Source organism: Sphingomonas sp. S1-29, from assembly GCF_026167545.1.
Classification (GTDB): domain Bacteria; phylum Pseudomonadota; class Alphaproteobacteria; order Sphingomonadales; family Sphingomonadaceae; genus Sphingomonas.
The window spans coordinates 1,767,546-1,787,161 of record NZ_CP110678.1; the positions used below are offsets into that span (position 1 = coordinate 1,767,546).

The following is a 19,616-nucleotide window of genomic DNA, read 5'->3' on the forward strand; positions in this document are numbered from 1 at the left end:
GGCGTTCACGGCTGGATTCCCTGGGTTGCGGCGGCGGGCGCGTCGGGGGTCTGCGGCGCGACCTGCGCGGTCGGCGCACGGCGGCCGGCGGCATCGGGCAGCGGCAGATAGGGGGTTACCCCGGGTGCCTCGACGATCGTCTTGTTCGAATTGGCGAGCACCGCTTCCATTGTCTCGTAATACAGACGGCGGCGGGTCACTTCGGGGGCCTGGCGATATTGCTCGTAGATCTTGTCGAAGCTGGCGGCTTCACCCTGTGCGCGCGCCAAGATTTGCTGCGCATAGGCGCGTGCCTGGTTGATGTCGGCCTGCGCCTTCTGCTGCGCGGCGCTCACCGCCTTGAAGTCCTCGTCGACCGCCTGCGGTGCAACCGCCTGCTTGATCGCCACGCCCTGGACACGGATTCCCGAGCCATATTGGTCGAGGATCGTCTGCATCCGGATCGCGACTTCCGCCTCGATCGAAGTCCGTCCGGCGCCGATCGCCTGGTCGAGCGTGGTGCCCGCCACCGCTTCGCGCATCGCGCTTTCGGCGACCGCGCGCACGGTGTCGCGCGGGCTGGCGAGTTCGAAGACGAAATCCTCGGCATTCTTGACGTCCCAGCGCACCGAATAGGCCAGGTCGATGATGTTCTGGTCACCGGTCAGCACCAGATTCTCAGTGCTCGCCTGCGGGAAGTCGTCGGTACGGATTTCCTGGACGTCCACCTTCTGCACGGTCGCGAAAGGGGCGGGCAGCGTCAGGTTGATGCCGGGGGACAAGGTGGTCGAATAGCGACCGAACAGCGACACGACGCCGCGTTCCTGCGGGCCGATCGGATGGATCGAGGTGAAGGCGATCCAGAGCAGCACCAGCAGCCCGAGCCCGAGAAACCAGATCGAGCGCCCGCCGGGCACCTGGAAATTGCCGCCGCCGAAGCCGCCGCCGCCTCCCCCGCCGCCACGTTTGGCGCGTTTGAGGAACTCGTCGAGCGAGGTCGCGGTGCCGGGCTTGGCGCGCCGCCCCTCGGGCGGGAACGCCCAGGGGTTGCGCGGGCCGCCGCTGTCGCCGCCGCCCGATCCATTGCCGCCCGCGCCACCGCCGCCCCAGGGGCCTTTCGGATTGTCGTTACGAAGCACGCCAGCGCGTGCGATCCACCCGTTTAGGTTCCACATGCAATCTTTATAAGGCGGCGCACGGCGAATTACAGTGCCGTGTGCCGTTTGTAGGTATAGATCGCGTGGCATGACCCTTCAGGCCGCCATCGAAGCCATCCTCGCCCCGCTCGCCGCGGGCCGCGCCACCGTCCGCACCGACGGGCCGCGCGCCAATGTGATCCTCGACGTCAGCGGGCTGTCGACCAGCGCGCGCGATGCGCTTGCCGCCGAGGTCGAAGCCGCGACGGCTTCGGTGCCGGGGGTCGAGGCGGTACGCGTCGCGCAGACCAGCCAGCGCACCCGCCGCCGGCTGATCGCGGTCGCCAGCGGCAAGGGCGGCGTCGGCAAATCGACCGTGTCGACCAATCTGGCGATCGCGCTGGCGGCGCGCGGCCGGTCGGTGGGGATGATCGACGCCGATATCTATGGCCCTTCGCAGCCCACCCTGCTCGGCGTGGTCGGGATCAAGCCCGAAGCGCGCGACAACAAGCTGGTGCCGGTGCCGACTGCCTATGGCGTGCCGGTGCTGTCGGTCGGCCAGTTGGTCGGTCCTGAAAAGGCGCTCGCCTGGCGCGGGCCGATGGCGACCAACGCGCTGACCCAATTGGTCGACGGCGCGTGGGAGGCCGATCTTCTGGTGGTCGACATGCCGCCGGGCACCGGCGACGTCCAATTGACGATGATCCAGAAGCACAAGCCCGAAGGCGTGGTGATCGTATCAACCCCGCAGGATCTGGCGCTGATCGACGCGCGGCGCGCGATCGACCTGTTCGGGCAGACCGGGGTGCCGGTGATCGGCATCGTCGAGAATATGGCGGGCTATGCCTGTCCGCATTGCGGCGAAGTTTCGGACCCGTTCGGGTCGGGCGGCGCCGAGGCGGCGGCGGCTACCCTGGGCGTGCCGTTCCTCGGGCGAATCCCGCTGGCGATCGCGATCCGCAGCGCATCGGACGCGGGCGAGCCGCCGGCGGCGGGGAACGGCCCCGAGGGCGCCGCGTTCCATGATCTCGCCGCGTGCGTCGATGCGTGGCTCGATCGAAAGGACTAAGCGATGCCGCTGAACCGCGACGAGGATATCAAGGCGCTGCTCGAAAGCGCGCGCACGATCGCGCTGGTCGGCGCATCGGACCGCCCCGATCGCGCGTCGAACCAGGTGATGGCGGCGCTCCAGCGCCACGGCTATCGCGTGATTCCGGTGAATCCGCAGATCACCGGCGAACATATCCATGGCGAATTCGTGTTCCGCGAGCTCGGCCAACTGGGCGACCCGATCGACATCGTCGACATCTTCCGCAAGTCGGCCGATGCCGGCGGCGTGGTCGACGAGGCAATCGCGATCGGCGCGAAGGCGGTGTGGATGCAGCTCGGGGTGGTCGACGACGCCGCCGCGGCGCGCGCCGAGGCTGCGGGGCTGCAGGTGGTGATGGACCGCTGCCCCAAGATCGAGATTGCGCGGTTGGGGGTTGCGGGGGTCGGTTGAGGCTGGCCCGGAGGCCCTCCCCCTACCACCGTTCGCCCTGAGCTTGTCGAAGGGCCGTCCTTTCTAAAGACGGTCAGCGCAAGAAGGACGGTGCTTCGACAAACTCGGCACGAACGGGGATGGGTAAGCCCCCACCCCCGTAGTCACGTAATAGGCTAGTCGCGCAGCAGTTCGTTGATGCTGGTCTTGCTCCGCGTACGCTCGTCGACCTGCTTGATGATCACCGCGCAATAGAGCGCCGGCTTGCCGTCGCCGCCGCCGATCGTGCCGGGGACCACCACCGCATAGGGCGGGACTTCGCCGGTGCGGACTTCACCGGTCGCGCGGTCGATGATCTTGGTCGATGCGCCGAGATACACCCCCATCGACAGCACCGCGCCCTCGCGGACGATCACGCCCTCGGCGACTTCGGCACGCGCACCGATGAACGCACCGTCCTCGATCACCACCGGGTTCGCCTGCAGCGGTTCGAGCACGCCGCCGATCCCCGCGCCCCCCGACAAATGCACGTTGCGGCCGATCTGCGCGCAGCTGCCCACCGTCGCCCAGGTATCGACCATCGTGCCTTCGCCGACATAGGCGCCGATGTTGACGAAGCTCGGCATCAGCACCGCGCCCTTGCCGATGAACGCGCCCTGCCGCACCACGCTGCCCGGCACCGCGCGAAAGCCCGCGGCGCGGAAGCGCGCGTCGTCCCAAGTGGCGAATTTCGACGGCACCTTGTCGAAGCCGCCCGCCATCACGGCATTGTCGTTGAGCCGGAACGACAGCAGCACCGCTTTCTTGAGCCACTGGTTCACCTGCCAGCCGCCAGCGCCATCAGGCTCGGCAACGCGCGCCTCGCCCGAATCGAGCAGTGCCAGCGCCTGATCGACCGCATCGCGGACTTCGCCGGTGGTGGCGGTGGAGATGCTCGTGCGATCATCCCACGCAGTGTCGATGATCGTGCTCAGCTGGTCGCGCATGGGTGTTCCTCCAGAATGTCGTGCAGCCACGCGCGCAGATCGGGCGTGGTGAAATCGATATAATCGCGGGTTCCGCAGCCATGCTGTTCGGAGCCGTTGTCGATCCAAAGCGTGCGCATGCCGATCGCCTTGGCGGGCGCAAGGTTGCGCGCCATGTCTTCGGCGAACAACGCGCTCGCGGGGTCGATCCCGAAGGCGTCGCAGAGACCGGCATAAGCGGCAGCGTGCGGCTTGGGCAGATAGCCCATGCCATGGATGTCGTGGATGCCCTCGAAGCTGTCCGCCATGCCGATCGCGTCGAGCACGCGGCGCGCATAGGGCGCATCGCCGTTGGTGAAGACCAGCTTGCGCCCCGGCAGCCGATCGATCGCCGCGACCAGCGCTTCGTCGGCATCGAGCACGCTCATGTCGACGTCGTGGACGTAATCGAGGAAATGGTGCGGATCGATGTCGCGGTCGGCGAGCAGCCCCGACAGCGTCGTGCCGTGCGCGTGGAAATGCCGCTTCTGGATCTGCAGCGCGGTGTCGCGGTCGCAGCCGTCGATGTCGCAGATATATTGCGTCATCCGCGCGTCGATCTGCGCGAACAGCCCCGCGCTTGCCGGGTACAGCGTGTTGTCGAGATCGAAGACCCAGGTGCGGACGTGCGACAGCGAAGCGAGCATGGCGGGCGTGTAGCGCGCGAGGCGCTCGCGCGAAACTGTTGTTTCGGGCTTACATCAAGCCGTTCGTTTCGAGCGCACACAAACCCGTTCGTTTCGAGCGAAGTCGAGAAACCGCCACGCAGCGCGACATAGGTTTCTCGACTTCGCTCGAAACGAACGGGGGATGAGGGCACGTTATCGTCAGCCGGTCGGCATCATTGCTATGCCCATCCCAAGAAAGCCGATGCTGGCGCACCGCCCCGCCCGCCCCCATCTCCTTGCCCATGACCCAATATTCGATCCACGATCTCGTCCCCGTCCGCGAGGGCGGCACCGTCGCCACCGCGCTCGCCGATACCGCCGCTTATGCGCGCCAGGCCGAAGCGCATGGCTATTCGCGCTACTGGATTGCCGAGCATCACGGCATGCCGGGCATCGCCGGCGGCGCGACCTCGGTCGTCATCGGCCATGTCGCCGCCGCGACCGGCCGAATCCGCGTCGGCGCGGGCGGGATCATGCTGCCCAATCATGCGCCGTTGGTGGTGGCCGAACAGTTCGGCACGCTCGATGCGTTGTTCCCGGGACGGATCGACCTGGGGCTGGGCCGCGCGCCGGGATCCGACCAGCGCACCGCCCGCGCACTGCGCCGGTCGCTCGAAAGCGATCCCAACGGCTTTCCCAACGACGTGATGGAGCTGCAAAGCTATTTCGCCGACGACGGGCAGACCGGCATCCGTGCGGTGCCCGGCGCCGGCGCCGATGTCGCGATCTGGATCCTGGGGTCGAGCCTGTTCGGCGCGCAGCTCGCGGCGATGCTCGGGCTGCCCTATGCCTTTGCCTCGCACTTCGCGCCCGATGCGCTCGACCAGGCGATCGCGATCTACCGCCGCGACTTCCGGCCTTCGGCAGCGCTCGAGCGCCCGCATGTGATGGCGGGGTTCAACGTGTTCGCCGCCGACACCGACGAGGAAGCGCGCTATCTGGCAAGCTCGATGGAGCAATCCTTCGTCGCGCTGCGCACCGGCAATCCGGGCAAGATGCAACCGCCGGTACGCGATTATCGCGCCAGCCTGGGCGCGCAGGGGGCGGCGATGCTCGAACAGGTGCTGTCGTGCTCCGCGATCGGGTCGCCTGCGACAGTGGCGCGCGAGATCGCGGCATTCGTCGCGCGCACCGGCGTCGATGAGCTGATGATCGCGGGGGCGACCTATGATCCCGAAGCGCGGCTGCGCAGCATCGCGCTGACGGCCGAGGCGATGCAGGGATTGCGGCTCGCGGCCTGAGTGAGATGCCTTCTCCCGCTGGCGGGAGAAGGATACCGAAGCTTGGTCGCGAAGCGGCCTAGCGCAGGTTGGATGAGGGTGGTGCGGCGCTCTCGCGCCGCGCGCTTGCGAGTGCAAGCGCGGCACCCTCACCCAGCTACGACTAGGCCTCGCTGAAGAAGCGAAACCAAGTCTTCGCAACCCTCTCCCGCCAGCGGGAGAGGGAAGGCGTTACGGCAAAATCCCCGCCCATTCGCTCTCATGGCTACCCTCGTGGTTCGCCATGCCCGGCTTCGTCAGATACCCCCGCGCATCGGGAACGTGGCTGAAGATCATCCGCGACGGCACCTCGTGCCACGAGAGGTTCATCGCCCAGCGCACCGGAAACGCCTCGATCATCGCATAGGGCAGATGGTCGTGGATCCACCATGCCAGCCGCTTCCAGTCGCCGGACTGGTCGAAGCGGTTGGCGAAGCTCGGCACGACGATGCACGCGGTCGCGCCCATCCGCCCGGCGCTGTCGCGCACGTCCCAGATGTGACGCGCGACGTTTCGTTCGTTCGACGCGCAATTATAGCCCTTGGCGTTGCCAAGCGCATTCACCTCGGCCGAGCGATAGGCGGAGCGGATCGCGATCCGGCCGAACGCGTCCTGCAGCGGCTCGAGCAGTTCGACGCACAGCCGCTTCCCCGCCTCGATCGCCAGGTCGGGATTGTCGGGAATGTTCGAAAGGCCGTGGATCGCGGCGATATCCGAATAAAGGAAATCGCGCAGGTAAAAGCTGGGCGACAATTGCACCCGCCCCAATTCGGTCAGCTGCGCGACCGTCATCGGTTTCTTCAACGTCACTCTCCCGCTCGTCGTCGGACGAAAGGAGCGGTGTAACGCCAGATGGTTAACGATCAAACTCCCCTCCCTGAAAGGGAGGGGCCGGGGGTGGGTCGAGGGCTCTTGCTACGATTGCCGGTACCGCCAAGCGCGGCAGGATCGCCGAGACGCTACCCACCCCAACCCCTCCCTAAAAGGGAGGGACTTTGGTTCGTTTACGCCGCCAGCTTGCGCAGGACGTAGTGGAGGATGCCGCCGTTGAGGAAATATTCGAGCTCGTTGACGGTATCGATCCGGCACTTGGTCATGAAGCTTTCGGTCGAGCCGTCGGCGCGGACCAGTTGCACTTCGACGTCCTGGCGCGGACGGATGCCGGCGACGCCGGTGATCGTGAAGGTCTCGTCGCCGGTCAGCCCCAACGTCTGGCGCGTGACGCCTTCGGCGAACTGAAGCGGCAACACGCCCATGCCGACCAGGTTCGAACGGTGGATACGCTCGAAGCTTTCGGTGATCACCGCGCGGACGCCGAGCAGATTGGTGCCCTTGGCCGCCCAGTCGCGCGACGATCCGGTGCCATATTCCTTGCCCGCGATCACCACCAGCGGCGTGCCGTCGGCCTTGTGGCGCATCGCTGCGTCATAGATCGGCATCGTCTCGCCTTCATACCGGCTCATGCCGCCCTCGACGCCGGGGACCATTTCGTTCTTGATGCGGATGTTGGCAAAGGTGCCGCGCATCATCACGTCATGGTTGCCGCGGCGCGCGCCGTAGCTGTTGAAGTCCTTCTTGTTGACCTGATGCTCTTGCAGGAAGCTGCCGGCGGGCGAATCGGCCTTGATGCTGCCGGCGGGCGAGATGTGATCGGTGGTGATCGAATCGCCCAGGATCGCCAGCGGCTTGGCTTCGATGATGTCGGCGACCGGCGCGGGGGTCATCGTTAGCCCTTCGAAATAGGGCGGATTGGCGATGTAAGTTGACGCAGCGGGCCAACGATAGGTGTCCGACCCTTCAACCTGGATGCCAGCCCAATGCTGGTCACCCGCATAAACATTGCCATAGCGCGCGCGGAACATGCCGTCGTCGATGTTGGCGGCCATCGTCGAGGCGACTTCCTCGTTGGTCGGCCAGATGTCCTTGAGGAACACCGGACCGTTGGTGCCCTCGCCCAGCGGGGTGTCGTACATGTCCTCGGTCACCGTGCCCTTGATCGCATAGGCGACCACGAGCGGCGGCGAGGCGAGGAAGTTGGCGCGCACATCCGCCGACACGCGGCCTTCGAAGTTGCGATTACCCGACAGCACCGATGCGGCGACGATGTCGTTGCCGTTGATCGCCGCCGAAATCGGCTCGGCGAGCGGCCCTGAATTGCCGATGCAGGTGGTGCAGCCATAGCCGACCAGATTGAAGCCCATCGCGTTGAGGTCTTCGGTCAGGCCCGCCTTGTCGAGATAGTCGGTCACCACCTGGCTGCCCGGCGCGAGCGAGGTCTTCACCCAGGGCTTGGGGGTGAGGCCCGCGGCGCGTGCCTTGCGCGCGACCAGGCCTGCAGCGATCAGCACGCTTGGGTTCGAGGTGTTGGTGCACGAGGTGATCGCAGCGATCACGACGTCGCCATCGCCGATGTCATGCGTCGCGCCCTCAACCGGCACGCGGACCGCGCCCGCCTTCTTATACACCGTCGCGAGATCGCTGTTGAAGGTGTCGTCGACATGGCCGAGCGAGACGCGATCCTGCGGACGCTTGGGGCCGGCAAGGCTCGGCTCGACGCTGCTCATGTCGAGTTCGAGCGTGTCAGTGAAGATCGGATCGGCGACATCGTCCAACCGCCACATGCCCTGTGCCTTGGCATAGGCTTCGACCAGCGCGACGGTCGCTTCGTCACGCCCGGTGAGGCGCATATAATCGAGCGTCTTGTCGTCGATCGGGAAGAAGCCGCAGGTCGCGCCATATTCGGGCGCCATGTTGGCGATCGTCGCGCGATCGGCGAGGCTCATGCTGGCAAGGCCAGGGCCGTAAAATTCAACGAAGCGGCCGACCACGCCCTTGGCGCGCAGCATCTGCGTGACCGTCAGCACCAGATCGGTGGCGGTGATGCCTTCCTTGAGCGCGCCGGTCAGCTTGAAGCCGACGACTTCGGGGATCAGCATCGAGACGGGCTGGCCGAGCATCGCCGCCTCGGCCTCGATCCCGCCGACGCCCCAGCCGAGCACGCCCAGGCCGTTGACCATCGTGGTGTGGCTGTCGGTGCCCACCAGCGTGTCGGGATAGGCGATCATGTCGCCGTCGTCGCTGCCGGTGACCTTCGACGACCACACTGCCTGGCTGACATATTCGAGGTTCACCTGGTGGCAGATGCCGGTGCCGGGGGGGACGACCTTGAAATTGTCGAGCGCCTTCGATCCCCATTTCAGGAACTCGTACCGCTCCGAATTGCGCTCATATTCGAGATCGACATTGTTCTCGAACGCCTTGGGGGTGCCGAATTCATCGACCATCACCGAGTGATCGATCACCAGATGCACCGGCACCTGCGGGTTGATCTTGGCCGGATCGCCACCCAGCCCGGTGATCGCATCGCGCATCGCCGCGAGATCGACGACGCACGGCACGCCGGTGAAATCCTGCATCAGCACGCGCGCGGGGCGATACTGGATCTCGCGGTTCGAGCGGGCATCCTTCTGCCAGTCGACCAATGCCTGCGCGTCCTCGGTGGTGACGGTGGTGCCGTCCTCGAAGCGCAGCATGTTTTCGAGCAGCACCTTCATCGAGAAGGGCAGGCGGCTGACGTCGCCGAGCTTCGCGGCGGCCTTTACGAGGCTGTAATAATGATAGGTGGTACCGCCGACATCGAGCGTGTCGCGGGTGCCGAGGGTATCGTTGCCGATGGCGGTCATGGCGTGCCTTTCCGGTTGCGGGGAAGCGGCGGGGAGGCGGCGGAAGCCGCGCGCACGCTTGCCTGCGAGCTTGTGAATGCTTGGTTCCCGGCGGCTGTAGCAAGGGGGTGCCGCGGGGGGAAGGGTGACTTAGGTGGAAGACGCGCGGGCAGCCGTTCGGTTTCCTGCGCGCGCCAGCCTAGCCCTTTACGAGCCGCTTTCAGGCGGCCAGGCGGCGCAACGCTTCGATCCGCGCCGACAATACCAGATGCGGCATAAACAGGATGGCGAGCAGGACGAAGGCGGCGGGCACGAAGCCTGGCGCTGCCACATGGCGCATCGCGGGCAACAGCGCATAGCCGATCGCAAGCGCGGCCAGCGTCAGGCCGGCGCCGGTCCGCAGCCACATCGCCCGGCTGGCGCCGGGCAGCGCCTCACCGATCTCGCGCAGGTGGCGCACCGAATGGACGCAGGTGAAATACAGCGCGAAGCCCCAGAGCGGCGGCAGCACGAGCATCGCGACCACCGATCCGCCGAGCTGCGCGGCATCACCCCACCGATCACGTTCGATGAGGATGGCCACGCCGATCATTGCGACCAGCGTCGCGACCGGCGCGATCATCATGCCGCCACGACCGATAATCGCGGCGGCATCGACCCCACCCATTGCCGCAAAGATATCGCCGACCGCGATCGGATGCGCCGCAATCGGAAGCGCGACCAGCGCCACCCCTACCCCGGTTTCGACGAATCGCTCGCCGACCATCGACCAGTCGGCGGCGAAGTGCAGCGCGGCGAGCACGAGGAAGATCGGTAGCGCGACGTGCGGTGCCAGCGTCCAGGCGGTCGCGGCGACCCCGAGCACCAGCGCATAGAGCGCTGCCGAATGCGCGTAGGAAGCCGAGCCGCTGCGCGCGAAGCGGCGCGCGACCGCCAGGTCGAAGGCGCCATGCGGCAGGCCACCCAGCAAGAAGACGATCGCCGCGGCCAGCGAAGCGATCGGCGTGTCGAGCCGAATGCCCGCGAGCAGCGCGGCGCCCAGCGCACTCGCCATGATCCAGAATGGCGCATCCGCCGGCCGAAACAGACGCAGGCCGACCGGGCGCGCGATACGCTCCCGGTCGGCCGCCGCGATATTCACGCGACCAAAGTCATGCGACGACGGTAGCCGGCGCGGCGGTGTCGCGCTCGATCGCCGACTTCCGGACTGCGATCATGTAGATCATCACGCCGACGCCAGCCTTGGCGATGATGTCGGCCAGCGTGTAGCCGATCTGGATCGTCGTCTCGGCGCTCGCGCCCGAGATATCGGCGAAGGGCGCCATATAGACGATCGGGTAGAAGCCCCATGACGCGAAGGTCAGCAACCGCGCCTTGCGGATCAGCGGCCGGACGGCCTCGGGCTGGCGATCGATCGCGGCGCCAAGCCCGCGGAACAGCTCCCAGACGATGTAGAGGAAGGGGATCGTCGACAAAGTACCCCACAAAGCACGCGTGCCGTTGTCGGCGGCGACTTCGCCCGGATAGCCCAGCGCGATCATCAGGACCGCAGCGGCACCGAGGCGCACCGACTTCGACACCGTTTCCGATTCGGACAAGCGCATGACCAGCACCAGCTCGATCAGCAGCAGCGGGACGGTCAGCAGCCAATCGACGTAGCGATAGGCATCGTTGAACGCATATCCGGTCGCGGTGATCTCGGCACCACGCACTTCGTAGGCGGCGGTCCAGCTCTCGAAGATGCGGAAATAATGATAGGCTGCAATCGCGCAGACCAGCCCCGAAATCACCAGCGCAGTACGATAAGGCGGGGTTACTTGTGAACGCCCGAACCACAGAAACAATGCAGCAGCAGACATAGTCGCGAACGTTAGAGAAAACGCATTATATATCAGGAAATATTGCCCAGCCGATACGGTTTCCATATCTCAATCCCTTTGCACAGCATTGTTCGCCGTCCCGCACATCGCGGTCGACTTTTCTATGAAGGTGCTGATTGGGATATCCGCCTTAACTTGGGGTCATCCAAGCTAGGCCTTATGGCGTAGGTATAAAGCGGGTAGCGGCGGGGCGCGGGGGGGCGTGGGGGATGCCCCACCCGGCGGCTAGCGCTGCTACCACTCCGCCCCCTGACAGGGAGGGGTTGCGGGGGAATCGATGGCTGGAGGTACGGGTGGGCGGGGCGCCGTAACATCAGGCCCCTACCCACCCCCGGCCCCTCCCTTCCAGGGATGGGAGATTAGGCCTCAGTGCGCGGCTTGTGCCCCGCGCTCGAGCCCACTTGCCGCGAGCTGGGCGTCGATCATCGCCATCAGGCGATCGAGCCCGGCCTGGTCCTTCGCCTCGGCGCGCGCGACCAGCACGTCCTGGGTGTTCGATGCGCGCAGCAGCCACCAGCCATCGGGAGTGTTCACCCGCGCGCCATCGGTGTTGTTGATGTCGGCGCCCTCGGCCTTCAGCCGCTCGAGCACTTCGTCGATCACCGCGAACTTGCGGCTTTCATCGACCTGGAAGCGCATTTCGGGGGTGTTGACCATCGCCGGCATCTCGCCGCGAAGCTGCGTCATCGACTTGCCGATCATGTGCGCGGCGCGGATCAACCGCACCGCAGCATATTGCGCGTCGTCGAACCCGTAATATTCGTGCGCGAAGAAGATGTGGCCGCTCATCTCGCCTGCGAGCGGCGAATCGGTTTCCTTCATCTTCATCTTGATGAGGCTGTGGCCGGTCTTCCACATCAAGGGCTTGCCGCCGAGCTCGTCGATCCGGTCGTACAGCGCCTGGCTGGCCTTCACATCGGCGATGATCGTCGCGCCGGGCAGCTCGCGCAGCACCGGTTCGGCCAGAATGGACAGAAGCTGATCGCCCCAGATCACGCGGCCTTCGCCGTCGATCGCGCCGATCCGGTCGCCGTCACCATCGAACGCCAGTCCGAAATCGAGCTGTTTCTCGGCGACGAGCGCCTTGAGATCGGCCAGGTTCTTTTCTTCGGTAGGATCGGGATGATGGTTGGGAAAATCGCCGTCGACATCGGTGTAGAGCAAGTGATGCTCGCCGGGCAGGAGCTTGACCAGCTTCTCGATCACCGGACCCGACACGCCGTTGCCCGCGTCCCAGCCGATCCGATAGGTGCCGCCGGCATAGCCCGCCATCAGCCGACCGACATAATCGTCCATGATGTCGACGTCGGTGACGACGCCCTCGCCGGTCTCCCAATCGCCCTCGGCAGCCATCGTGCCGAGCGTCTGGATGTCGGCGCCAAAGAACGGCCGATGCTGCATCACCATCTTGAAGCCATTATACTCGGCGGGATTATGGCTGCCGGTTATCTGTATGCCGCCATCAACCTCTAGCGTGGCTTCGGCATAATAGAGCATCGGCGTGGGGCCGAGGCCGACGCGGACCACATCGACGCCAGCGCCGGTGAGACCCGCGACCAGCGCCGCCTCGAGCTCGGGCGACGAATGCCGGCCATCGCGTCCCACCGCCACGCGCGTGCCGCCCGCGCGCCGCACCAGCGTCGCGAACCCGCGCCCGATCGCGTCGGCATCGGCGGTGCCGAGCGTCTTGCCGACGATTCCGCGGATGTCGTATTCACGAAGCGACGTGTGGTCGAAACGATGGGGCATGCGATGGTCTCCTCAAGATCTTGTGGCAGTCTTTGGCGTGATCGCGTGAAAGTGCAATGACGCCGGCGCCTGGGGAAGGCGCGACGTGGGTGTAACGTTCGATCTGTCGAATGGATCAATTGGGAGTTGATGGCTCCCCCCTTAGACTCCCCTCCCTGGAAGGGAGGGGCTGGGGGTGGGTCGAGTGGTAGCGATACGGTTCCCGGGGCTCTGCGCGGTGCCGTAGCTCCAGGCCCCCACCCACCCCCGGCCCCTCCCTTCCAGGGAGGGGAGAAGAGGAGGGAGGGGAGAAGGCTAGCGCAGCCGCTTGAGCAGCACGTCCCTCGCCGCGTTGATCCGCTTGGTCAGGTCGGCAGAGCCGCCCTTGTCGGGATGGACCGCAGTGATCAGCCGGCGGTGCGCGGCGCGGATCGCCTCGGCGTCGGCGTTGGCGCCGACCCCCAGCACCTGGCGGGCTTCGTCGTCGCGCAGCTTGGGGTGGCGGCCCTTGCGCGCGAAGAACAGCCACCAGATCACCGCCATCAGGACGAGGGCGAAGACGAGCTTGCCCATCAGGCGGCGGCCGTCGTCGGATCGGGCTGGCGCTGGACCGGCGCGGCGGCGCGGTCGGGGAGCGCGAGCCCGGCCATCATCTCGCGCAATTCCTGGCGCGCGGCGACATGCGCCAGCCCCATCTCGCCGAAGTCGCGCGAATCGAGCATCGTCAGCCCCGAAGGGAACAGCTCGCGATAGATCACGCGCTCGGAGAGTCCCGAAATGACGCGAAAGCCGACGCGGCGCGACAATTGATTGATCGCCTCGGACACCCGGCGCATGTTGCGCGCCTCGATATGCTGGAGCCGGTTGCGCAGCACGACCCAGTCGATCGTCGATCCATCGGCCTTGGCGCGGCGCTTGCGCGATTCCCAGATCAGCTCGGAATAGAAGCTGGGGCGCGTCACCTGGAAGGTATCGGGATCGACCTGGCCGATCAGGTCGAAATCGACGAAGCTGTCGTTCATCGGCGTCACCAGCGTGTCGGCATTGGTCACCGCGATCCGCGCGAATTCGTCGTCGCGGCCCGGCGTGTCGATCACCAGATAGTCGCTGTCCTCGCTCAGCCGTTCGAGCGCGCGTTCGAAATTGGCGAGCGAGGTGCCGTCATGCGTCTCGTGGCGCGGCATCGGCAGCGTGCGCCCGGTACGCTTCATCGTCGCGGCGCGATTGTCGAGATAGCGCCCCAGCGTGCGCTGGCGATGGTCGAGGTCGAGCGCGGTCACCCGCGCGCCGCGCGCCGCCAGCGCGATCGCGGTATGCACCGCGGTCGTCGATTTGCCCGTCCCGCCCTTTTCGTTGGCGAAGACGATGACGTGCAGCCCGTTGGCACCACTACCCAAGACGCAATATTCCCATGTTGATTGCCCCTGCGCGCTTCCATAGGACGCTGCGCTCTCTTCCACCGGTCTCTATCGCAAGGCGTCCCCCGTGCAAACCATCAGAGAATTAAGCATGCTGCGCGACACGGTCCGCGGATGGCGCGCCGCGGGCGAGCGAATCGCGTTGGTGCCGACGATGGGCGCGCTGCATGACGGGCATATGGCGCTGGTCGAGACGGCGCGGCGGCAGGCGGCGCGGGTGGTGGCGTCGATCTTCGTCAACCCGATGCAGTTCGGTGCGGGCGAGGATCTGGCGCGCTATCCCCGGCGCGAGGCCGCCGACACGCGGATGCTCACCGCAGCAGGGGTCGATGCGCTGTGGCTGCCCGATGTCGAGACGATGTACCCGGCGGGCTTCGCGACGACGATTACGGTATCGGGGGTGAGCGAGGGGCTCGACGGCGCGGCGCGGCCGGGGCATTTCGACGGGGTGGCGACGGTGGTCGCCAAGCTGTTCCACCAGGTCGGCCCCGATGTCGCGCTGTTCGGCGAGAAGGATTTCCAGCAGCTTGCGGTGATCCGGCGGATGGCGATCGACCTCAATATGGACATCGAGATCGTCGGCGTCGGCACCCAGCGCGACGACGACGGCTTGGCGCTGTCGTCGCGCAACATCTACCTCGCTCCCGAAGAGCGGCAGGCGGCGGTGGCGCTCCCGCGCGCGCTGGGGGTGGCGGCGGCGGCGATCGAACGCGGCGGCGAGGTTGCCGCGGCGCTCGTACAGGCACGGACCACGCTCACCAATGCGGGCTTCGCGATCGACTATGTCGAGTTGGTCGATGCCGAGACATTGGGCGCGCCTTCGCCTGCCCGGCCGATGCGGCTGCTCGGCGCGGCGACGCTCGGCACCACGCGGCTGATCGACAACATCGCGGTAGCGCCGGTCGGACAAGGTTAACCGCGTTAACCAATTGTTGAAAACCTTTGGGCAAATCTCCCGTCGTGCCCGATGCGGCACGACAAACGGGGGTTTGGGGACATGGGCAGCCAGAAGAATGCACGCTTCATCGTAGAACGCCGGCTGGTCGAGGCCGCGCGCGGCGACATCGACGCCTGCTACGAACTGGGGGTCATCTACGCCAGCGGCGCACAGGGCGCGGCGGTCGACCTGATCGAGGCGCATAAATGGTTCAACCTGGCGGCGCAGTCGGGGAGCGAGGAAGCACAAATGTGCCGCGCCGAAATCGCCGGCGAGATGACCGCGCGCGAGATCGCCACCGCGCAAAAGGCGGCGCGTGCATGGCGGGCAGGAACGATGGCGCAAGCCGCCTGATCGAGGGTGCTTGTGTTGCAATCGGGCAACACTATGTTCGCTTCATCAACATTGGGTGGCGAACATGAACCTCGAGAAATTCACCGACCGCGCCAAGGGCTTTTTGCAGGCGGCGCAGACGATTGCGATCCGGCTTAACCATCAGCGGATCACGCCTGAGCATCTGCTCAAGAGCTTGCTCGATGACAGCCAAGGCATGGCCGCCGGGCTGATCGGCGCAGCGGGCGGCGACGCCAAGCGCGCGCTGACCGAGACCGACGCGGCGATCGCCAAGCTGCCCGCGGTATCGGGATCGGGGGCGCAATCGACCCCGGGGCTCGATAACGATGCGGTGCGCGTGCTCGACCAGGCCGAACAGGTCGCGACCAAGGCGGGCGACAGCTTCGTCACCGTCGAGCGGCTGCTATTGGCATTGGTGCTGTCGCCGACCACCGCCGCCGGCAAGGCGCTCGCCGCTGCGGGGGTGAAGGCCGAGGCGCTCAACGCCGCGATCAACCAACTGCGCGGCGGGCGCGCCGCCGATACCGCGGGCGCCGAAGGCCGCTATGACGCGCTCAAGAAATTCGCGCGCGACCTCACCCAGGCGGCGCGCGACGGCAAGCTCGATCCGGTGATCGGCCGCGACGAGGAAATCCGCCGCACCGTGCAGATCCTCGCGCGCCGCACCAAGAACAATCCCGTCCTGATCGGCGAACCCGGCGTCGGCAAGACCGCGATCGCCGAGGGGCTCGCGCTGCGGATCGCCAATGGCGACGTGCCCGATACGCTCAAGGATCGCCGGCTGATGGCGCTCGACATGGGCAGCCTGATCGCCGGCGCGAAATATCGCGGCGAGTTCGAGGAGCGACTGAAGGGCGTGCTCGACGAGGTGAAGGACGCCGAGGGCGAAGTCGTGCTGTTCATCGACGAGATGCACACGCTGATCGGCGCGGGCAAATCCGAAGGCGCGATGGATGCGTCGAACCTGCTCAAGCCCGCATTGGCGCGCGGCGAACTCCACTGCATCGGCGCCACCACGCTCGATGAATATCGCAAGCATGTCGAGAAGGACCCCGCGCTGCAACGCCGCTTCCAGCCGGTGTTCGTCGGCGAGCCCACGGTCGAGGATTCGGTGTCGATCCTGCGCGGGCTCAAGGACCGCTACGAGCTGCATCACGGCGTTCGGATCACCGACGCTGCGATCGTCGCCGCCGCCACGCTGTCGAACCGCTACATCACCGACCGCTTCCTGCCCGACAAGGCGATCGACCTGATGGACGAGGCCGCGAGTCGGCTGCGGATGGAAGTCGAGAGCAAGCCCGAGGAGATCGAGGCGCTCGACCGCCGGATCATCCAGCTCAAGATCGAGGCCGAAGCGCTCAAGAAGGAAACCGATGCAGGATCGCGCGACCGGCTCGAGCGGCTGAGCGCCGAGCTGGGCGGGCTCGAGGCGCAATCGGCGGCGCTCACCGAACGCTGGCAGGCCGAGAAGGTGAAGATCCAGTCCGAAGCCAAGCTGAAGGAACAGCTCGACGCCGCGCGGACGCTGCTCGAACAGGCGCAGCGCGAGGGCGATCTCGCGCGCATGTCCGAGCTGACCTATGGCACCATCCCGACGCTCGAAAAGCAGGTGACGGCGGCACAGGGCGCGACCGAAGGCGCGATGCTGCGCGAGGAAGTGACCGCCGACGACATCGCCGGAATCGTCAGCCGCTGGACCGGCATCCCGGTCGACCGGATGCTCGAGGGCGAACGCGCGAAACTGCTCAACATGGAGGAGGCGCTGGCCAAGCGCGTGATCGGCCAACCGCAGGCGGTGCGCGCGGTGGCAACCGCGGTCCGCCGCAGCCGTGCGGGGTTGCAGGATCCCAACCGGCCGCTGGGCAGCTTCCTGTTCCTCGGGCCGACCGGCGTCGGCAAGACCGAGCTGACCAAGACGCTTGCCGAATTCCTGTTCGACGATTCGAACGCGATGGTGCGGATCGACATGAGCGAATTCATGGAGAAGCATTCGGTCGCGCGGCTGATCGGCGCGCCGCCGGGCTATGTCGGCTATGATGAAGGCGGCGTGCTCACCGAAGCGGTGCGGCGCAGGCCCTATCAGGTAATCCTGTTCGACGAGGTCGAGAAGGCGCATGGCGACGTCTTCAACATCCTGTTGCAGGTATTGGACGATGGCCGGCTGACCGACGGCCAGGGGCGCACCGTCGATTTCTCGAACACGATCATCATCCTGACATCGAACCTCGGCAGCCAGTATCTCACCAATCTGGCCGACGGCCAGTCGGTCGAGGATGTCGAACCACAGGTGATGGAGGTGGTCCGCGGCCATTTCCGGCCCGAATTCCTCAACCGGCTCGATGAAATCATCCTGTTCCACCGCCTCGGCGCCGAGCATATGCAGCCGATCGTAGACATCCAGGTCGCGCGCGTCGGCAAGCTGCTGGCCGACCGTAAGATCACGATCACGCTCACCGATGCCGCGCGCGCGTGGCTGGGCCGGGTGGGCTATGACCCGGTGTACGGCGCACGGCCGCTCAAGCGCGCGGTGCAGCGCTACCTGCAGGACCCGCTCGCCGACCTGATCCTGCGCGGCGACGTGCGCGAGGGCGCGACGGTCGCGGTCGACGAGGGTGATGGCGGGTTGGTGCTGACGGTGGGCTAGCCGCCGGGCGCCCCGCCCGTCTCGGCATAGGCTTGGGCGAAGGGTGCGAGCTGGCGTGCAACGTGCTGCGCACTACCGATGCCGGTGCGGTTGATCGGCTGGCGCACCTGGAAGAAGCTCGCGCTGGTGACCGCGCGGCGCGTCTGGTGCGGGGTAAGCATCGCCGGCTCGAACGGCAGCGCGCAATGCGCGGCGATCCGTGCGATCGTCGCGGCGGGCTCGGCGACCAGGGCGGCGTAGGACACACGCAGGAACCGATCGCCCAGCACCGCCTGCCAATGATCGGCAAGGCGATGTTCGAGCGCGAGGTGATGCGCCATATCCTCGAGCGCGAAGCTCCAATCGGCGCCGCGTGCGAACCATGTACGATAGTTCGACCACGCGACGTCGAGCGGGTCGCGGTCGAGCCAGATCATCGGTGCGTCGGGGAAGATCGCGGCATAGACCCCCGCCATCCGCCCCAGGTTGAGCGACTTGTCGACGAGACATGGCCCGCCGAACCGCTGTTCGGCGAGTCGTTGGTACAACCGCTCGACATCGGCCAGCCCCCCCTTGCGGTCGCGATATGCCGCAAGCGCACGCCCGTCGCGCCCACCGATTTCGCTGGTGACGATCCGCCCGAAGCTCGTTTCGCCGCCGCCCGACACCGCCGAATGGCTGGCGAGAATCTGTTCGACCAGCGTCGTCCCCGAACGCGGTGCGCCGCTGACGAAGATCGGCCGGATGCCGCTCGATGATGCCGAGCGCAGCGATGCCAGCTGGCCTGCATCCATCGCCATCAGCGCTGCGGCTTCGTCGGCGTCACCCTGGCGGTCATAGGGGCGCCCGGGGCGCGCCAGCGAAGCGCCCTGGTCGATCGCGGCAAAGGCTGCGTCGTGGTCGCCGAGCCGCTCGAGCAAGGTGCCGCAGGCATAATGGAGCGGCGCCTGTTCGGCGGGGGCCAGCGGGGTTCGCTCGATCACCCGGCGCAGCTGCTCGAGCAGGTGGCGATCGTCCGACGGCGGCAATGCGGCGAGCGAAAACCACGAAGGACCCGCCCGCGGCTCGAGCGCGACCGCGGCGGAAAATCTGGCGCGCGCAGTTTCGAAATCGCCGAGTTGCAGCGCGCATACGCCGGCAAAATGCTCGATCGCGGGGCCAAAGCCTGCGCCTGCCAGCGGTCCGATGGCCTGCAGCGCCCGGTGCGGTTGCCCAGCTTCGAGCAGCGTGGTGGCAAGTGCCATAATGTCGGCAGGATCGCCGCGTTGGCTCACCCCGGCGCGCGCAGCCCGCTCGGCAAGCGCCAGCTCGCCGTTGAACGTCAGCGCCCGCACGATTCCCGACCAGAGGCCGCCCAGCCGTGCGCTCTGCGCCAACAAAGCCGCGGCGGCGCGGTTGACGCCCTCGCGGTCCGATCGGACGATCGCTGTCTTGAAGTCTTCGATGCTCACAATCGTCGTTCAATCACAAAAAAGGGGGCGGATCGCT

17 protein-coding genes are annotated in these 19,616 nt (G+C 66.6%); 6 read left to right on the forward strand and 11 right to left on the reverse strand.

Annotation, left to right across the window (positions count from 1 at the left end):
• Positions 1-5 precede the first annotated feature (5 nt).
• Entirely contained in the window at positions 6-1,154 is a 1,149-nt protein-coding gene (gene hflK, locus OKW76_RS08330) for a protease modulator HflK (protein ID WP_265548465.1), read from the reverse strand.
• Between the two features lie 70 nt (positions 1,155-1,224).
• Here hflK and OKW76_RS08335 point away from each other — a divergent pair, with 70 nt between their 5' ends.
• Entirely contained in the window at positions 1,225-2,184 is a 960-nt protein-coding gene (locus OKW76_RS08335; protein ID WP_265548466.1) for an Mrp/NBP35 family ATP-binding protein, read from the forward strand.
• A 3-nt stretch (positions 2,185-2,187) separates the two neighbouring features.
• Positions 2,188-2,616, forward strand: coding sequence for a CoA-binding protein (locus tag OKW76_RS08340; protein ID WP_265548467.1), 429 nt, complete (start codon positions 2,188-2,190; stop codon positions 2,614-2,616).
• A gap of 155 nt (positions 2,617-2,771) precedes the next feature.
• On the opposite strand, the gene dapD is transcribed toward OKW76_RS08340, so the two are convergent.
• Both dapD and OKW76_RS08350 read right to left on the reverse strand, forming a co-directional pair.
• The gene (gene dapD, locus OKW76_RS08345; protein WP_265548468.1) at positions 2,772-3,581 is read right to left on the reverse strand and encodes a 2,3,4,5-tetrahydropyridine-2,6-dicarboxylate N-succinyltransferase; all 810 of its coding nucleotides are present in this window, start codon (positions 3,579-3,581) and stop codon (positions 2,772-2,774) included.
• Positions 3,566-4,246, reverse strand: a complete 681-nt coding sequence (locus tag OKW76_RS08350) for a pyrimidine 5'-nucleotidase (RefSeq protein WP_265548469.1) — start codon at positions 4,244-4,246, stop codon at positions 3,566-3,568. The genes dapD and OKW76_RS08350 overlap by 16 nt, the downstream gene beginning before the upstream one ends.
• 263 nt (positions 4,247-4,509) lie before the next feature.
• On the opposite strand from OKW76_RS08350, the gene OKW76_RS08355 reads away from it, so the two are divergent.
• Positions 4,510-5,508 carry an LLM class flavin-dependent oxidoreductase gene (locus OKW76_RS08355; protein ID WP_265548470.1) on the forward strand — a complete coding sequence of 333 codons (999 nt, stop codon included), beginning with the start codon at positions 4,510-4,512 and terminating at the stop codon, positions 5,506-5,508.
• Positions 5,509-5,718: 210 nt separating this feature from the next.
• Here the strand turns inward: OKW76_RS08355 and OKW76_RS08360 are convergent, their stop codons facing one another.
• From OKW76_RS08360 to OKW76_RS08390, 7 genes are all read right to left on the reverse strand, one after another.
• Positions 5,719-6,330 (reverse strand): hypothetical protein, encoded by a 612-nt coding sequence (locus OKW76_RS08360; protein WP_265548471.1) that lies wholly within the window; start codon positions 6,328-6,330, stop codon positions 5,719-5,721.
• A gap of 200 nt (positions 6,331-6,530) precedes the next feature.
• A complete protein-coding gene (acnA, locus tag OKW76_RS08365; protein ID WP_265548472.1) occupies positions 6,531-9,209 on the reverse strand; it encodes an aconitate hydratase AcnA in 2,679 nt (892 codons plus the stop codon).
• 199 nt (positions 9,210-9,408) lie between these two features.
• Positions 9,409-10,242, reverse strand: coding sequence for a Brp/Blh family beta-carotene 15,15'-dioxygenase (locus tag OKW76_RS08370; protein WP_265548473.1), 834 nt, complete (start codon positions 10,240-10,242; stop codon positions 9,409-9,411).
• A 97-nt stretch (positions 10,243-10,339) separates the two neighbouring features.
• Complete coding sequence (locus tag OKW76_RS08375; RefSeq protein WP_265548474.1) at positions 10,340-11,113, reverse strand: bacteriorhodopsin-like; 774 nt, start codon at positions 11,111-11,113, stop codon at positions 10,340-10,342.
• 321 nt (positions 11,114-11,434) lie between these two features.
• Positions 11,435-12,817 (reverse strand): phosphoglucomutase/phosphomannomutase PgmG, encoded by a 1,383-nt coding sequence (gene pgmG / locus OKW76_RS08380; protein ID WP_265548475.1) that lies wholly within the window; start codon positions 12,815-12,817, stop codon positions 11,435-11,437.
• A gap of 294 nt (positions 12,818-13,111) precedes the next feature.
• Positions 13,112-13,369, reverse strand: a complete 258-nt coding sequence (locus tag OKW76_RS08385) for a J domain-containing protein (RefSeq protein ID WP_265548476.1) — start codon at positions 13,367-13,369, stop codon at positions 13,112-13,114.
• The gene (locus OKW76_RS08390) at positions 13,369-14,193 is read right to left on the reverse strand and encodes a division plane positioning ATPase MipZ (RefSeq protein WP_265548477.1); all 825 of its coding nucleotides are present in this window, start codon (positions 14,191-14,193) and stop codon (positions 13,369-13,371) included. The genes OKW76_RS08385 and OKW76_RS08390 overlap by 1 nt, the downstream gene beginning before the upstream one ends.
• An 88-nt stretch (positions 14,194-14,281) precedes the next feature.
• On the opposite strand from OKW76_RS08390, the gene panC reads away from it, so the two are divergent.
• From panC to clpB, 3 genes are all read left to right on the forward strand, one after another.
• Positions 14,282-15,130, forward strand: a complete 849-nt coding sequence (gene panC, locus OKW76_RS08395) for a pantoate--beta-alanine ligase (protein WP_265548478.1) — start codon at positions 14,282-14,284, stop codon at positions 15,128-15,130.
• An 81-nt stretch (positions 15,131-15,211) separates the two neighbouring features.
• Positions 15,212-15,505, forward strand: a complete 294-nt coding sequence (locus tag OKW76_RS08400) for a hypothetical protein (protein ID WP_265548479.1) — start codon at positions 15,212-15,214, stop codon at positions 15,503-15,505.
• Positions 15,506-15,569: 64 nt separating this feature from the next.
• Positions 15,570-18,149 (forward strand): ATP-dependent chaperone ClpB, encoded by a 2,580-nt coding sequence (gene clpB, locus OKW76_RS08405; RefSeq protein WP_265548480.1) that lies wholly within the window; start codon positions 15,570-15,572, stop codon positions 18,147-18,149.
• Here clpB and OKW76_RS08410 read toward each other — a convergent pair.
• Positions 18,146-19,579, reverse strand: a complete 1,434-nt coding sequence (locus OKW76_RS08410) for a tetratricopeptide repeat-containing sulfotransferase family protein (RefSeq protein ID WP_265548481.1) — start codon at positions 19,577-19,579, stop codon at positions 18,146-18,148. The genes clpB and OKW76_RS08410 overlap by 4 nt on opposite strands.
• Positions 19,580-19,616: the final 37 nt, after the last annotated feature.

What these genes read in the sequence shown, in the direction of transcription:
- dapD (WP_265548468.1), bottom strand. Translation starts at nt 3,581, where the DNA reads ATGCGCGACCAGCTGAGCACGATCATCGACACTGCGTGGGATGATCGC.
- OKW76_RS08335 (WP_265548466.1), top strand. Translation starts at nt 1,225, where the DNA reads ATGACCCTTCAGGCCGCCATCGAAGCCATCCTCGCCCCGCTCGCCGCG.
- acnA (WP_265548472.1), bottom strand. Translation starts at nt 9,209, where the DNA reads ATGACCGCCATCGGCAACGATACCCTCGGCACCCGCGACACGCTCGAT.
- pgmG (WP_265548475.1), bottom strand. Translation starts at nt 12,817, where the DNA reads ATGCCCCATCGTTTCGACCACACGTCGCTTCGTGAATACGACATCCGC.
- OKW76_RS08370 (WP_265548473.1), bottom strand. Translation starts at nt 10,242, where the DNA reads ATGGCGAGTGCGCTGGGCGCCGCGCTGCTCGCGGGCATTCGGCTCGAC.
- OKW76_RS08355 (WP_265548470.1), top strand. Translation starts at nt 4,510, where the DNA reads ATGACCCAATATTCGATCCACGATCTCGTCCCCGTCCGCGAGGGCGGC.
- OKW76_RS08375 (WP_265548474.1), bottom strand. Translation starts at nt 11,113, where the DNA reads ATGGAAACCGTATCGGCTGGGCAATATTTCCTGATATATAATGCGTTT.
- OKW76_RS08385 (WP_265548476.1), bottom strand. Translation starts at nt 13,369, where the DNA reads ATGGGCAAGCTCGTCTTCGCCCTCGTCCTGATGGCGGTGATCTGGTGG.
- clpB (WP_265548480.1), top strand. Translation starts at nt 15,570, where the DNA reads ATGAACCTCGAGAAATTCACCGACCGCGCCAAGGGCTTTTTGCAGGCG.
- OKW76_RS08350 (WP_265548469.1), bottom strand. Translation starts at nt 4,246, where the DNA reads ATGCTCGCTTCGCTGTCGCACGTCCGCACCTGGGTCTTCGATCTCGAC.
- hflK (WP_265548465.1), bottom strand. Translation starts at nt 1,154, where the DNA reads ATGTGGAACCTAAACGGGTGGATCGCACGCGCTGGCGTGCTTCGTAAC.
- OKW76_RS08400 (WP_265548479.1), top strand. Translation starts at nt 15,212, where the DNA reads ATGGGCAGCCAGAAGAATGCACGCTTCATCGTAGAACGCCGGCTGGTC.
- OKW76_RS08340 (WP_265548467.1), top strand. Translation starts at nt 2,188, where the DNA reads ATGCCGCTGAACCGCGACGAGGATATCAAGGCGCTGCTCGAAAGCGCG.